The sequence below is a fragment of the Xanthobacter autotrophicus genome, assembly GCF_030015065.1.
Classification (GTDB): Bacteria; Pseudomonadota; Alphaproteobacteria; order Rhizobiales; family Xanthobacteraceae; genus Xanthobacter; species Xanthobacter autotrophicus_D.
This window is the reverse complement of record NZ_JAIVFN010000018.1, coordinates 21,991-34,893: the sequence shown is the minus strand read 5'-3', so window position 1 is coordinate 34,893 and position 12,903 is coordinate 21,991. Positions and strand designations below refer to the sequence as shown.

Sequence of the window (12,903 nt, the reverse complement as noted above, 5' to 3'; positions counted from 1 at the left end):
GCGGGGAGGGGCACAAGGTTCGCCGCCGGTGGCGCCGGACCGGCGGAGGTTAAAAGAGCTGCTGATGTATCTTCGGTCCTCATCCGAAGGTGGCGCGGTTCTGGTTCAACTTTGTGCGCAAGGTCTTGTGGGCGTGCGAAGCGGGCTCGAAAGGCGCTGCGTGCGCGGACCTGCCGGAAATCATCTATCGAGGCGAATAAAACCAAACGCGAAGAAGGTCCCATGAGCGAAACCACGGAATCGACCGCCTTTATCGAGCTCGCGACGGACATCGTTTCGGCCTATGTCAGCAACAACACGGTGGCCCCCGCCGATCTGCCGGCGCTCATCAATGACGTCTACGCGACGCTGCAGCGCCTCAACGGTGGAGAGGCCGAAGCCGCCGCCGTCGAGGCGGCGAAGCCCGCCGTGCCGGTGAAGAAGTCGGTCCATCCCGATTTCATCATCTGCCTCGAGGACGGCAAGAAGTTCAAATCCCTCAAGCGCCACCTGCGCACGCGCTACGACATGACGCCCGAGCAGTATCGCGAAAAGTGGGGCCTGCCGGCCGACTATCCCATGGTCGCGCCGAACTATGCGGCCGCCCGTTCCGAACTCGCCAAGCAGATGGGCCTCGGCCAGCAGCGCCGCCGCGGCCGCTGAGATCCGGCCGCTCGCCCCACCTCCGGCCCGGATTGATCGGGAGCCGTGGAACTGGGGCGGTTGCAGGACCGGTCCGTCGCAGAACAAAGGCCCGGCGCCGGTGTCGCCGGGCCTTTTTGGGTTCAGGAGTGTGTCGGGCTGAGGTTCAGGGCCCAGTCTTCGACCGCGCCGAGCGTGCCTCGCTCAGGTGCCCCCGCCGTTGACGGCGGAGGCACGAGGCAGGCCCGCAGGCCCCTCGCCTCACTCGGCGGCGATGCGGACCTGGGGCTGGGCGTCGCGCACGGCGGCGTCCACGTGGCTCTCGAACCGGGTGAAGTTCTCCCGGAACATCTCGACCAGCCGGCGCGCCGTGGCGTCGAACTCCGCCTTGTCCGCCCAGGTCTTGGACGGATAGAGGATGTGCGGCTCGATGCCCGGCACGGAGGTGGGCACCTCGAAGCCGAAATAGGGGTCGGTGCGGAAGGCGGCACCCTTCAGCGAGCCGTCCAGCACCGCCGTGAGCAGGGTCCGCGTGACCTTGATGGGCATGCGCCGCCCGGTGCCGAACTTGCCGCCGGTCCAGCCCGTGTTCACCAGCCAGCAGTCCACCTTGTGCTTGGCGATCAGGTCGCGCAGCAGGTTGCCGTAGACCGAGGGATGGCGCGGCATGAAGGGCGCGCCGAAGCAGGTGGAGAAGGTGGCCTCCGGATCCTTCACCCCCTTCTCGGTGCCGGCCACCTTGGCGGTGTAGCCCGACAGGAAGTGATACATGGCCTGCGCCGGGGTCAGCCGCGCGATGGGCGGCAGCACGCCGAAGGCGTCGCAGGTGAGCATGACCACGTTCTTCGGCATGCCCGCGAGGCTGGTGGCGCTGGCATTGGGGATGAACGACAGCGGATAGCAGGAGCGGGTGTTCTCGGTGAGGCTGCCGTCGTCGAAGTCCGGCACATGGGTCACCGGATCCAGCACCACGTTCTCGAGCACCGTGCCGAAGCGGTTGGAGGCGGCGAAGATCTCCGGCTCGGCCTCGGCCGAGAGGCGGATGGTCTTGGCGTAGCAGCCGCCCTCGAAATTGAAGACGCCGCTCTCGCTCCAGCCATGCTCGTCGTCGCCGAGCAGGGTCCGGTTGGGGTCGGCGGAGAGGGTGGTCTTGCCCGTGCCCGACAGGCCGAAGAAGATGCATACGTCCCCGTCCGCGCCCACATTGGCCGAGCAGTGCATGGGCATGATGCCCTTTTTCGGCAGGATGTAGTTGAGCGCCGTGAACACCGACTTCTTCATCTCGCCCGCATAGGACGAGTTGCCGATCAGCACGATGCCGCGGGTGAAGTTCACCGCGATCACGGTCTCGGAGCGCACGCCGTGGCGCGCCGGGTCGGCCTTGAACGACGGCAGGTCGATGATCGTCATCTCCGGCACGAAGCTGTCGAGCTCGGCCCGTTCCGGCCGGCGCAGCATGGTGCGGATGAACAGCGAGTGCCAGGCGAACTCGGTATAGACGCGTACCTTGATGCGGCAGGCCGGATCGGCGCCGCCATAAAGGTCCTGCGCATAGAGCGACTTGTCCTCGGCCGCCGCGAGGAAGTCCTGATAGAGCGTCTCGAACTGCTCGGGCGAGATCGCGCCGTTATTGTCCCACCACACCTCGTTCTCGGTGTCGGCGTCGCGGACCACGAACTTGTCCTTGGGGCTGCGGCCGGTATGGGCGCCGGTTTCCGCCACCAGCGCGCCACCGGAGGACAGGCGGGCTTCCCGGTTTGCCAGGGCATGCTCGTAGAGCGCGGGTTCCAGCAGGTTCCAGTGAACCGCGGTAAGGTGCTTCAACCCGAAGCTGGCGGCGCCGCAGGCGCTGTTCCGGTGACCGGTTTCGAGCACTGAATGGTCCCTCCTGATGTTCCCGCCGGCCGAAGCCGGGCTCATGCGGCCCGGGACGCCATCCTGCATCCTTCAAGACTGCCGCATTCCATCAAGCTATAAGGAGACGTCGCCAAAGGAAACACAGCCAAATGTGAACCTTTGGAGAGAAGTCCGCCTGGGTGGAAATGACGCGGTTCCGGTCTAAAACGTTTTGAGCTCTCCAGGGTGCTGAATAGACGCGATTTTAGCTGCGTGCGATGGGCGCACGCCATTGGCGCCAAAATCTCTTTTGCACCCGCCCGCTCAGGCTCGATTTGAGCCGGGGCTGGCGGTCAGGCCAAGGCAAGGGGCACCGGTTCGGGCGCAAGTTTCAGGATTTTGATTTTTCGCAATTTGCCTGCGCCGCCGGGACCGCTTCGCTCCGGGTCGAATCACAACTCATTGATTTGGGGAATCAACTTTGCGGAATGGATGGATACCATCCGTTCCGGTTGATCCATCAAATGCCGGGACTGAACATCAGCCTGGACCTGAGCCTTCAGCCTTGCCTGGGGCGGTAGTCGCCGGTGACGGGATCGCGCTCCAGCGGCACGGCCTTCACCTCGCCCGTATCGGCCGCGCGGTGGCGGTCGAGGGCCGCGTTGATGCGGTGCGTCTCCGCGGCGATCACCTTCACCAGGGCGGCGGCGCCGAGGGCGCCCAGCGCGACGACAAGGAACGGGGGCACGGCAACGTCTCCTTCCGGCCTATGGCTTTGCGCCAGATGAGCATGCCGCCATGGCGAAATAACGCCGCCGGGGTGCCGGTCTCAAACACAGGCAGCCCTCAGACACGAAGCTCCTTGGCGGTGATGGCTTCGGGCCTCGGCCACAGGGAAGCGTCATCGAAGAAGCCGGACGCGCGATCCCATCCAAGCTTCATCAGATGGTCGATGAAGGAGGGATCGCGGTCGAGCTTGGAAGCATAATCGTATTTGTCGAGGCCCGCTTCGACGAGCCGGATGGTCACCTTCCGGTAATTGCCGTCGCCCAGCGGCAGCGTGCCGTCGCCGAGCTTGGCCTGGGCCGCCAGCAGCTCATTGATGGTGTGGACGAAATGGAGTTCCTGCGCCAGCGCGATGTTGCCTGAGAGCTCGTTGCGGCGGTCGATGATCTCGGCGGTGGTCACGGGCACCGAGAGCGATGCCTGAGGGTTGATCTGGATGATCCACAATTCGTCGATCTCTTCGCGGATCAGCTCGCGAACCGGCGGATTGACGCTGAACAGGCCATCCCAGAGCATGAAGTTCTCGAACGGGACCGCCTCGTACAGGAACGGCACCGCGGCCGACGCGATGAGCGCGTCATAGGTGATCTTGTCGCCGCCGATGACCACCCTCTGGCCCGAGAGCACGTCCGTCGCCCCGATGAGCAACTGGGGCGGTGCGGCAGGGCGGCCCTTGATCTCGTCGAGCCGCAGATGGTCTTCCAGCCAGCCGCGCATGATGGACGCGGCCGGGGCGGGGACGAAATAGGGGCTGATTTCCATGGTGACCGGCAGGCGCGCCGCAGCCAGGCTCAGCGCATTGGTCAGGTAGGAGGGCAGATCGTCCGCCTTCAGGGTTTCCCAGAACCCGCTGAGCCGTCGCATGGCCTCATCCGGGCCGCCGCCCTCGCAGATGAGGCCGGCCCATGCCAGCGCCGCGCACATGGCGCCGCCCGAGGTTCCGCTGATCCCCTTCAGCTCATAGCCGGCGCGCAATTCCGGCGACAGAAGCCGGAGCAGGACGCCGGCGGCAAAGGCAGCGTGGCTGCCGCCGCCCTGGCAGGCAATGGCGATCTTCGAAACCATGCAATCGCTCCATCAAACGGGCGGGCATGAGTATCGGCACCACCGGATGTGTCGAACAACCTCCGTTTAGAGGATGCAATCTGAGCGGTTTCGGTCTGCGGCCGATGCCGGGGCGCTTTTCCCCGGCTTCGGCGTCCGGCGATCAGGTGGCGCGGGGGCTCGTGAACACCTTGTAGCGCCGGGGCAGGAGGCCCACGCGGGTGCCCGGCTCCAGCGTCTGGCCATGGGGCACCGCTGCTTCGACCACCACGGCGCCGGTCTCGCCGGCCAGCTCCACATCGGCCCGGCGGGTGGGGCCGAAGGTGCGCACCGCCAGCACCTTGCCGGCGAAGGGCGTCGAGCCCGGATCGGCGAGGTCCACGTCGTGCGGCCGGGCGAGGATGCGCGCCGGCCCGTCGGCCACCCCCTGCGGGTCGAGGCCCAGCGCATGGGCGCCGAAATAGAGCGCGCCGCCGCGCACCTCGCCGGGCAAAGCGATGGTCTCGCCGATGAAGTCGTGCACGAAGGCGGTGGCCGGGTCGTCGTAGACCTCGGCGGGGGAGCCCACCTGCTCGATCCGCCCGTGGCCCATCACCACCACCCGGTCGGCGAGTTCCAGCGCCTCTTCCTGGTCATGGGTGACGAGAACGGAGGTGACCGGCAGTTCCTCGTGCAGGTGGCGGAGCCAGCGCCGCAATTCCTTGCGCACCTTGGCGTCCAGCGCGCCGAACGGCTCGTCCAGCAGCAGCACGCGCGGCGAGATGGCGAGCGCGCGGGCGAGGGCCACGCGCTGGCGCTGGCCTCCGGAGAGCTGGGCGGGATAGCGCTCCGCCAGCCAGTCGATCTGCACCAGGGAGAGCAGCTCGTTGACCTTCCCGCGGATTGCGGCTTCCGGCAGCTTGTCGGCGCCGCGCCGCACGCGCAGGCCGAAGGCCACGTTCTCGAACACGTTCATGTGCCGGAACAGGGCATAATGCTGGAACACGAAGCCCACATTGCGCTCGCGCACCGAGCGCGACAGCGCGTCCTCGCCGTCGAAGCGCACCTCGCCCGTGTCCGGCCATTCGAGCCCGGCGATGATGCGCAGCAGCGTCGTCTTGCCGGAGCCGGACGGGCCGAGCAGGGCCACCAGCTCCCCGGAGCGGATGGTGAGGCTCACATGGTCGAGGGCGGTGAAGGTCTTGAAGCGCTTGGTGACGCCAACCACGTCGATGGTCATCTGTCTTCCTCGGCGAGGCGGTGTTCCAGGATGGTCTTGGCGATGAGCGTCACCAGCGCCAGCAGCGCCAGCAGCGACGCCACCGCGAAGGAGGCGACGAACTGATATTCATTATAAAGGATCTCGATGTGCAGCGGCATGGTGTTGGTCAGCCCGCGCACATGGCCGGACACCACCGAGACCGCGCCGAACTCGCCCATGGCGCGGGCATTGCACAGCAGCACGCCGTAGAGCAGCGCCCATTTCACGTTGGGCAGGGTGACGCGGAAGAAGGTGGAGAGGCCCGAGGCGCCGAGGGAGATGGCCGCCTCCTCCTCGCTGGTGCCCTGCTCCTGCATCAGCGGGATCAGCTCGCGCGCCACGAAGGGGAAGGTGACGAAGATGGTGGCGAGCACGATGCCCGGCAGGGCGAAGATGATCTTGATGTCCCACGCCTGCAGATAGGCGGCGAACAGGCCCTGGGCGCCGAACAGCAGCACGTAGATGAGGCCCGCCACCACGGGGGAGACCGAGAAGGGCAGGTCGATGAGGGTGATGAGCAGGCTCTTGCCCGGAAACTCGAACTTGGCGATGGCCCAGGCCGCCACCAGTCCGAAGATGAGGTTCGCCACCACCGAGATGGCGGCCACGATCAGCGTCAGGCGGATCGCGGCCAGGGCGTCCGGCTCGATGAGGGCGGCCACGTAAGCCGCCCAGCCGCGCTTGAGCGCCTCGTAGAATACCGTGATCAGGGGCAGGCCGATGAAAAGGCCGATGAACGCCAGCGCGATGACGGTCAGCGCGATGCGCACCGCCGGCGGCTCGGTGCGCGCCGGGCGCCCGCCGTGATGGGCATAAGCGTGCGACTGCTCCAGGGCCGAGGGCAGGCCCTCGCTGGCGCCGTGGCCGTGGGCGGTATGGTCGAGGGCATTCATCCGTGGCGGCTCCCCCGCAGCTCCGCCCAGCGCTGCAGGCGGTTGATGACCAGCAGCAGCGCGAACGAGGCCAGCAGCATCACCGTGGCGATGGCGGTGGCGTCCGCATAGCGGAACTCCTCCAGCCGGATGACGATGAGCAGCGGCGCGATCTCCGACACGCCCGGCAAATTGCCGGCGATGAAGATGACCGAGCCGTATTCGCCCACGGCCCGCGCGAAGGCGAGGGCGAAGCCGGTGAGCAGTGCCGGCCAGATGGAGGGCAGCACCACCTTGATGAGGGTCTGGGTGCGGGTAGCGCCGAGGCTGGCGGCGGCCTCCTCCAGTTCCTGGTCGAGGTCCGCGAGCACCGGCTGGACGGTGCGCACCACGAACGGCAGGCCGATGAAGATGAGGGCCACCAGGATGCCGAGCGGCGTGAACGAGACCTGGATGCCAAGCGGCGCCAGCAGGGAGCCGACCCACCCGTTCTCGGCATAGAGCGCGGTGAGCGCGATGCCGGCCACGGCGGTGGGCAGAGCGAAGGGGATGTCGATCAGCGCGTCCACCCCCTTCTTGAAGGGGAATTCGTAGCGCACCAGCACCCACACCACGATGGCGCCGAACACCACGTTCACCAGCGCCGCCGCCAGCGCGAGGCCGAACGACACCTGCAGGGCGTGCAGGGTGCGGGCGGCGGTGACGATAGCGATGAAGCGCTCGAAAGAAAGTTCGCTGGTCTTGATGAACAATGCCGAGAGCGGCAGCAGCACGATGAGGCCGAGCCAAGTCAGCGTCAGCCCCATGGTAAGGCCGAAGCCGGGGATGACGCTCTGCTGCCGGAAGGCGATGCGGGACGAAGAGAGGCTCATGGTTAAATTATAAGCTCTGTCGAAGGTCGCGTCTCTCAGGTCCCGGAAACGGCCGCCGCCCGGGAGGGGCGGCGGCCGAAAGGATAAGGAAACGGCTCAGTTGCCGGTGATCTGGTCGAACACGCCACCGTCGGCGAAGTGGGTCTTCTGGGCCTTCTGCCAGCCGCCGAACACCTGATCGATGGTGAACAGATCCACCGGGGCGAACTTGTCCTTGAACTTGGCCGCCACGGCCTCGTTGCGCGGGCGGTAATAGTTCTTGGCCGCGATCTCCTGGCCCTGGGGCGTGTAAAGGAACTTGAGATAGGCGTCGGCGGTAGCGCGGGTGCCCTTCTTGTCCACCACCTTGTCCACCACCGTCACCGGCGGCTCGGCGAGGATGGAGAGGGAGGGGGTGACGATGTCGAACTTGTCGGGGCCGAGCTCGTTGACCGAGAGATAGGCCTCGTTTTCCCAGGCGATCAGCACGTCGCCGATGCCGCGCTCCACGAAGGTGACGGTGGAGCCGCGGGCGCCGGTGTCGAGCACCGGGGCGTTCTTGAACAGCGCCTTCACGAAGTCCTTGGCCTTGGCTTCGTCGCCGCCGCTCTTCTTGAGCGAGTAGCCCCAGGCGGCGAGATAGTTCCAGCGGGCGCCGCCGGAGGTCTTCGGGTTGGGCGTGACGATCTTGATGCCGGGCTTCACCAAATCGTCCCAGTCCTTGATGCCCTTCGGGTTGCCCTTGCGCACCAGGAACACGATGGTGGAGGTGTAGGGCGCGGAATTGTCGGGCAGTCGCTTCTGCCAGTCGGCGGCCAGCAGGCCCCTCTCGGCGATGGCGTCGATGTCATAGGCCAGCGCCAGCGTCACCACGTCCGCCTCCAGGCCGTCGATGACCGAGCGCGCCTGCTTGCCCGAGCCGCCGTGGGACTGGTTGATCTTCAGGGTGTCGCCGGGATGCGACTTCGCCCACTCGGCGGCGAACGCCTTGTTTACCTCGACATACAGCTCGCGGGTCGGGTCATAGGACACGTTGAGCAGGGTGGTGTCGGCGGCGGCCGCCGCGCCGGCTGAGAGCGTCAGTGCCGCCACGACGCCGAGGGACCTACGCAGGAAGGAGCGGCGAGACGACATGGGGGACCTCCAGCGAAGTTCATCCGTCAAACGGATCGTTTGTTCGGTAAAACAAACGATGGCACTGGCCTCGCGAGGGGTCAACACCTTTTATAACAAAATCAATGGAATTAAATTAATTACCATCGCCGACATGGATACCGCACTCGGTCTTGGACTTTCCACGCCAGCGGCCGGCGCGCGGGTCCTCTCCGGGCTTCACCCGCGAGGTGCACGGCATGCAGCCGATGGAGGGAAAGCCGAACTTCTCCATGGGATGCCGCGGCAGGCCGTGGGCATCCATGTAGGCGATGAGGTCGTCGCGACCGAGGGCTGCCAGCGGGTTGAACTTCACCCGCGCCCCGTCCTGCTCCACGAAGGGAATGTCGGCGCGGGTCGAGGCCTGATAGCGCTTGCGCCCGTTGATCCAGGCGGCATAGGGGCCGAGCGCCCGCGCCAGCGGCTCCACCTTGCGCAGGCCGCAGCAGGCATCCGGGTCGTCCGCCCAAAGGCCCTTTTCGGGATCGCGCGCGGCGAGCGCTGCCGGATCGGGGGAAAAGGTGAGGACATTCGTCAGGCCGAGGCGCTCGGCGAGGGTGTCGCGATAGGCGAGGGTCTCCTCGAACAGGTGGCCGGTGTCGAGGAAGAGCACCGGCGTGGCCTTGTCCACCTCGGAGATCATGTGCAGCAGCACCGCCGATTCCGTCCCGAAGGAGGAGACGGCGGCGATGCGGCCGGGAAAGGCGGCAAGCCCCGCCGCGATGATCTCCAGCGGCGAGGCCGCCCTGAGCTTCGCATCGAGCGCCGCAACGTCGAAGCCGACGGCGTCCGGAGAGGTCCCGGGCGAAGGCTGGTCGAACGGGGCAGGGGGGGGGCTGGCGCTATGGCTGGCGGTCATGGGACCTATACCCCCGTTGCCGCCTGCGCCGTGCGGGCATCGCGCACGGTGGGGCGCCGGTCGCCCGTGGGCTGGTAGAACACGGAATAGGTGGCGACCGCCTTGCCGAAGACCTCGGCATCCGCCGCCTTCTCCAGGGCAAAGGCGTCGAAGCCGGCACGCACCATCAGCAGCACCTGGTCGCGCAGCACGTTGCCGACAGCCCGCAGCTCGCCCTTGTAGCCGTAGCGCTCGCGCAGCAGCCGGGCCTGGCTGTAGGCGCGCCCGTCCCGGAACTTGGGAAAGGTGAGGGTGATCAGCGACAGCCGCGACAGGAAGGGCTGAAGCTCGGCCACATCCTTGTCGTTGGGCCAGGCGACGCCGATCTCGCCGTTGCGGGCGACGAGCGCCGGACCCTCCGCCAGCAGGCGGGCGGCGGAGACGATCACCGGCCCATCGGGCAGCGCCGCATCGTCGTCGAGGGCGACGAAGGGGTCGGCGGCGAGCGCCCCGTTCTTAACGAGGGGCATAGGCGCGCTCCTTGAAGGGCTCGATTCCGAGGCGCTCCACCGCCGCCACGAAGGTCTCGGCGGGAGAGGTCCGAAGATTGAGATAGGTATCGACGAGGCGTTCCACCACGTCCACGATCTCGCTTTCCGCAACGGCGGGGCCGATCAGCTCGCCGATGCGGGCCTTGGAATTGCCCTTGCCACCCAGCGTGATCTGGAAGAACTCCTCGTCCTTCTTCTCCACGCCCAGGATGCCGATATGGCCCACATGGTGGTGGCCGCAGGCATTGATGCAGCCGGAAATGTTCACGTGCAGCCGGCCGATGTCGGCGATGCGGGCCTCGTCGGCGAAGCGCTCGGTCAGCTTCTGGGCGATGGGGATGGAGCGGGCATTGGCCAGCGAGCAATAGTCCAAGCCCGGGCAGGCGATGATGTCGGTGAGAAGCCCCACATTGGGGGTGGCGACGCCGATGGCCTGCAGCTTCGCCCACAGCGCCGGCAGGTCCTTCTGCCGCACATAGGGGAAGGTGAGGTTCTGCTCGTGGGCGACGCGGATCTCGCCATAGGCGTACTGGTCGGCGAGGTCGGCGATGGCGTCCATCTGGTCCGCCGTCGCGTCGCCGGGCGGGGCGCCCACGGGCTTCAGCGAGAGCGTGACGATGGCATGGCCCTTCGCCTTGTGCGGGGCTACGGAATTTGAGTGCCAGCGGGCGAAGGCGGCGTCGGTGGCGAGCGCGCGGGCGAGTTCCGCGGGCTGGTCCTCCAACGCATCGAGGTCAGGGACGAGGAAGCGGTCGCGGATGGCGTCGAGGGCCGCGTCGTCCAGCTTCAGGGCGCCGTCGCGGATCTCGGCCCATTCGGCCTCCACCTTCGCCGCGAAGGCCTCGGCGCCCATCTCATGCACCTGGATCTTGATGCGCGCCTTGTAGATATTGTCGCGCCGGCCGCCGAGATTGTAGGTGCGCAGCACCGCCTCCAGATAGGAGAGCAGGTGCTCTTTCGGCAGGAAGTCCTTGATGGTCTTGCCGATGAAGGGCGAGCGCCCGAGCCCGCCGCCCACCATCACCTCGAACCCGGTCTCGCCGTCGCGCTGGTGCAGGCGCAGGCCGATGTCGTGCACGCGGATGGCGGCGCGGTCGTGCCTGGCCGCGGTGATGGCGATCTTGAACTTGCGCGGCAGGTAGGTGAATTCCGGATGCAGGGTGGACCACTGCCGGATCACCTCCGCATAGAGGCGCGGGTCCTCCACCTCGTCCGCCGCGGCCCCGGCCCAGGGGTCGGTGGTGGTGTTGCGGATGCAGTTGCCGGAGGTCTGGAGGCCGTGGATGCCCACCTTGGCGAGGTCGGCCATGGCGTCCGGCAGCTCGTTGAGCTTGATCCAGTTGAACTGGATGTTCTGCCGCGTGGTGAAGTGGCCGTAGCCCCGGTCATACTTGCGGGCCACGGCGCCGAGAGCGCGCAACTGCTGCGAGGACAGGGTGCCGTAGGGAATACATACCCGCAGCATGTAGGCGTGGAGCTGGAGGTACACGCCGTTCATGAGGCGGAGCGGCTTGAACTCCTCCTCGTTCAGCTCACCGGACAGGCGCCGCGCCACCTGGTCGCGGAACTCGGCGACGCGCTCCTCGAGGAAGGTGCGATCGAACTCGTCATAGACGTACATGAGGCCTACTCGCTTGGGCGTCGGGGACCTTGGGCGTCGGGGACCCTTAAGGGATCTCAGGCGGCGCCGGGCAGGGAAATGGTGGGGCCGGCGACGCGGATGCGCTCACGCAGGTTGGCCGGCTGCGGCGTGCCGTCGGCCGCCAGCGTCGCCGGGGCCGGATAGGCGCCGACCGCGGTGTTCTCGTCCGCGTGGGCGATGTCGAGCAGCCGCAGCACCTCGTCGCCGGTGGTGCCCACCGCGGCGTCGGAGATGGTCTCGCTCCAGCTGCCGGCGGCGGTGAGCCACACCGAGACGCCGTCCGCAAGGCGATTGGCGGTTACCACCGTGGGTCCGCTGATCTTGAGCTTGCGCTGCAAGGGTGAGGTCATGAAAAGCCGCTCCGCGCGCCCGATTTCCCAACTCACAACGGGAGAGCGCTAAATAATCCAGTTGACGTGTGTCTTAAGCTAAATTACCGATCAAAAATGCGCAATACGAAAATAACCGCCTCGCGTCAATGTAAATTCTACCAGTTTGGTAGAATTTAAAAGTCGCCGCCGCCAGAAGCGCCCGGTTCCGGGCGCGGTCAAGGCGGAAAGGGGAGGGGTGGTTCTGGCTTGGATTGGCGCCGGGCCGGCGTGCGACCCTAAAGGCGGGCGCGCGAAGGCCGGGGCAGACAGGCGCCTTCAGCGGCGCCACGAAGGAATGACGTCATGACGCGTCTCGATGCGCTGGAAGCGCAGAGCATCTTCATCTTCCGCGAGGCCTTCGCGCAGTTGCGCAAGATCGCCATGCTGTGGTCGCTGGGCAAGGATTCCAACGTGATGATCCACCTGGCGCGCAAGGCGTTCTTCGGCAAGCTGCCGTTTCCGGTGATGCACGTGGATACCGGCCGGAAGTTTCCCGAGATGTACGCCTTCCGCGACCAGTACGCCAAGGAATGGGATCTCGACCTCATTGTCGAGGACTGCCCGCCCATCGAGAGCACCGACCCGACCCTTCCCCCCGCCGCCCGTTCCGCCGCCCGCAAGACGGAAGGCCTGCGCATGGCGCTGGCCAAGCACGGCTTCGACGGCGTCATCGCCGGCATCCGCCGCGACGAGGAGCCGACCCGGGCCAAGGAGCGCTTCTTCTCCCCGCGCGGCACCGACGGCGCCTGGAACGTGCGCGAGCAGCCCCCCGAATTCTGGGACCAGTACAACACCGCTCTGACCCCCGGCGCCCATGTGCGCATCCATCCCATCCTGCATTGGACCGAGATGGACATCTGGGCCTACACCCAGCGCGAGGGCATTCCGGTGATCCCGCTGTATTTCTCCAAGGACGGCAAGCGCTACCGCTCGCTGGGCGACCAGGACATCACCAGCCCGGTGGTGTCGGATGCCGCCACGTTGGACGAGATCCTGGCCGAGCTCGCCACCACCAAGACCTCCGAGCGGTCCGGCCGCGCCATGGACCACGAATCCGAGGACGCCTTCGAGCGCCTGCGCACCGCCGGCTACCTGTGAG

13 protein-coding genes are annotated in these 12,903 nt (G+C 66.8%); 2 read left to right on the top strand and 11 right to left on the bottom strand.

The features are described from left to right. Positions 1-222 precede the first annotated feature (222 nt). Positions 223-642 carry a MucR family transcriptional regulator gene (locus tag K9U40_RS06200; protein WP_282889336.1) on the top strand — a complete coding sequence of 140 codons (420 nt, stop codon included), beginning with the start codon at positions 223-225 and terminating at the stop codon, positions 640-642. 240 nt (positions 643-882) lie between these two features. Here K9U40_RS06200 and K9U40_RS06195 read toward each other — a convergent pair whose 3' ends face one another. The 11 genes from K9U40_RS06195 to K9U40_RS06145 all read right to left on the bottom strand — a co-directional run bounded on the left by K9U40_RS06195 (position 883) and on the right by K9U40_RS06145 (position 11,783). Next, the gene (locus K9U40_RS06195; RefSeq protein WP_282889335.1) at positions 883-2,496 is read right to left on the bottom strand and encodes a phosphoenolpyruvate carboxykinase; all 1,614 of its coding nucleotides are present in this window, start codon (positions 2,494-2,496) and stop codon (positions 883-885) included. 520 nt (positions 2,497-3,016) lie between these two features. Beyond that, complete coding sequence (locus tag K9U40_RS06190) at positions 3,017-3,205, bottom strand: hypothetical protein (RefSeq protein ID WP_282889334.1); 189 nt, start codon at positions 3,203-3,205, stop codon at positions 3,017-3,019. 98 nt (positions 3,206-3,303) lie between these two features. Continuing rightward, positions 3,304-4,308 carry a patatin-like phospholipase family protein gene (locus tag K9U40_RS06185; RefSeq protein WP_282889333.1) on the bottom strand — a complete coding sequence of 335 codons (1,005 nt, stop codon included), beginning with the start codon at positions 4,306-4,308 and terminating at the stop codon, positions 3,304-3,306. Positions 4,309-4,450: 142 nt separating this feature from the next. After that, a complete protein-coding gene (locus K9U40_RS06180) occupies positions 4,451-5,506 on the bottom strand; it encodes a sulfate/molybdate ABC transporter ATP-binding protein (RefSeq protein ID WP_282889332.1) in 1,056 nt (351 codons plus the stop codon). Beyond that, positions 5,503-6,420, bottom strand: coding sequence for a sulfate ABC transporter permease subunit CysW (gene cysW, locus K9U40_RS06175; RefSeq protein WP_282889331.1), 918 nt, complete (start codon positions 6,418-6,420; stop codon positions 5,503-5,505). The genes K9U40_RS06180 and cysW overlap by 4 nt, the downstream gene beginning before the upstream one ends. Next, positions 6,417-7,271, bottom strand: a complete 855-nt coding sequence (gene cysT / locus K9U40_RS06170; RefSeq protein ID WP_282889330.1) for a sulfate ABC transporter permease subunit CysT — start codon at positions 7,269-7,271, stop codon at positions 6,417-6,419. The genes cysW and cysT overlap by 4 nt, the downstream gene beginning before the upstream one ends. Positions 7,272-7,367: 96 nt before the next feature. After that, a complete protein-coding gene (locus K9U40_RS06165; protein ID WP_282889329.1) occupies positions 7,368-8,384 on the bottom strand; it encodes a sulfate ABC transporter substrate-binding protein in 1,017 nt (338 codons plus the stop codon). Positions 8,385-8,499: 115 nt separating this feature from the next. Further along, positions 8,500-9,261, bottom strand: a complete 762-nt coding sequence (locus tag K9U40_RS06160; RefSeq protein WP_282889328.1) for a phosphoadenylyl-sulfate reductase — start codon at positions 9,259-9,261, stop codon at positions 8,500-8,502. 5 nt (positions 9,262-9,266) lie between these two features. Continuing rightward, entirely contained in the window at positions 9,267-9,770 is a 504-nt protein-coding gene (locus tag K9U40_RS06155) for a DUF934 domain-containing protein (protein WP_282889327.1), read from the bottom strand. Continuing rightward, on the bottom strand, positions 9,757-11,412 hold the full coding sequence (locus tag K9U40_RS06150; RefSeq protein WP_282889326.1) for a nitrite/sulfite reductase: 1,656 nt from the start codon (positions 11,410-11,412) through the stop codon (positions 9,757-9,759). Before K9U40_RS06150 ends, K9U40_RS06155 begins: the two co-directional genes overlap by 14 nt. 56 nt (positions 11,413-11,468) lie before the next feature. After that, complete coding sequence (locus tag K9U40_RS06145) at positions 11,469-11,783, bottom strand: DUF2849 domain-containing protein (RefSeq protein WP_282889325.1); 315 nt, start codon at positions 11,781-11,783, stop codon at positions 11,469-11,471. A 324-nt stretch (positions 11,784-12,107) separates the two neighbouring features. Between K9U40_RS06145 and cysD the strand changes: the two genes are divergently transcribed. After that, the gene (gene cysD, locus K9U40_RS06140) at positions 12,108-12,902 is read left to right on the top strand and encodes a sulfate adenylyltransferase subunit CysD (RefSeq protein WP_282889324.1); all 795 of its coding nucleotides are present in this window, start codon (positions 12,108-12,110) and stop codon (positions 12,900-12,902) included. The last annotated feature ends 1 nt before the right edge of the window (position 12,903 follow it).

Excerpts from the sequence above, each read along its gene's own strand:
- K9U40_RS06150 (WP_282889326.1), bottom strand. The coding sequence starts at position 11,412 with ATGTACGTCTATGACGAGTTCGATCGCACCTTCCTCGAGGAGCGCGTC.
- K9U40_RS06200 (WP_282889336.1), top strand. The coding sequence starts at position 223 with ATGAGCGAAACCACGGAATCGACCGCCTTTATCGAGCTCGCGACGGAC.
- cysW (WP_282889331.1), bottom strand. The coding sequence starts at position 6,420 with ATGAATGCCCTCGACCATACCGCCCACGGCCACGGCGCCAGCGAGGGC.
- cysT (WP_282889330.1), bottom strand. The coding sequence starts at position 7,271 with ATGAGCCTCTCTTCGTCCCGCATCGCCTTCCGGCAGCAGAGCGTCATC.
- K9U40_RS06160 (WP_282889328.1), bottom strand. The coding sequence starts at position 9,261 with ATGACCGCCAGCCATAGCGCCAGCCCCCCCCCTGCCCCGTTCGACCAG.
- K9U40_RS06165 (WP_282889329.1), bottom strand. The coding sequence starts at position 8,384 with ATGTCGTCTCGCCGCTCCTTCCTGCGTAGGTCCCTCGGCGTCGTGGCG.
- K9U40_RS06185 (WP_282889333.1), bottom strand. The coding sequence starts at position 4,308 with ATGGTTTCGAAGATCGCCATTGCCTGCCAGGGCGGCGGCAGCCACGCT.
- K9U40_RS06145 (WP_282889325.1), bottom strand. The coding sequence starts at position 11,783 with ATGACCTCACCCTTGCAGCGCAAGCTCAAGATCAGCGGACCCACGGTG.
- cysD (WP_282889324.1), top strand. The coding sequence starts at position 12,108 with ATGACGCGTCTCGATGCGCTGGAAGCGCAGAGCATCTTCATCTTCCGC.
- K9U40_RS06180 (WP_282889332.1), bottom strand. The coding sequence starts at position 5,506 with ATGACCATCGACGTGGTTGGCGTCACCAAGCGCTTCAAGACCTTCACC.
- K9U40_RS06155 (WP_282889327.1), bottom strand. The coding sequence starts at position 9,770 with ATGCCCCTCGTTAAGAACGGGGCGCTCGCCGCCGACCCCTTCGTCGCC.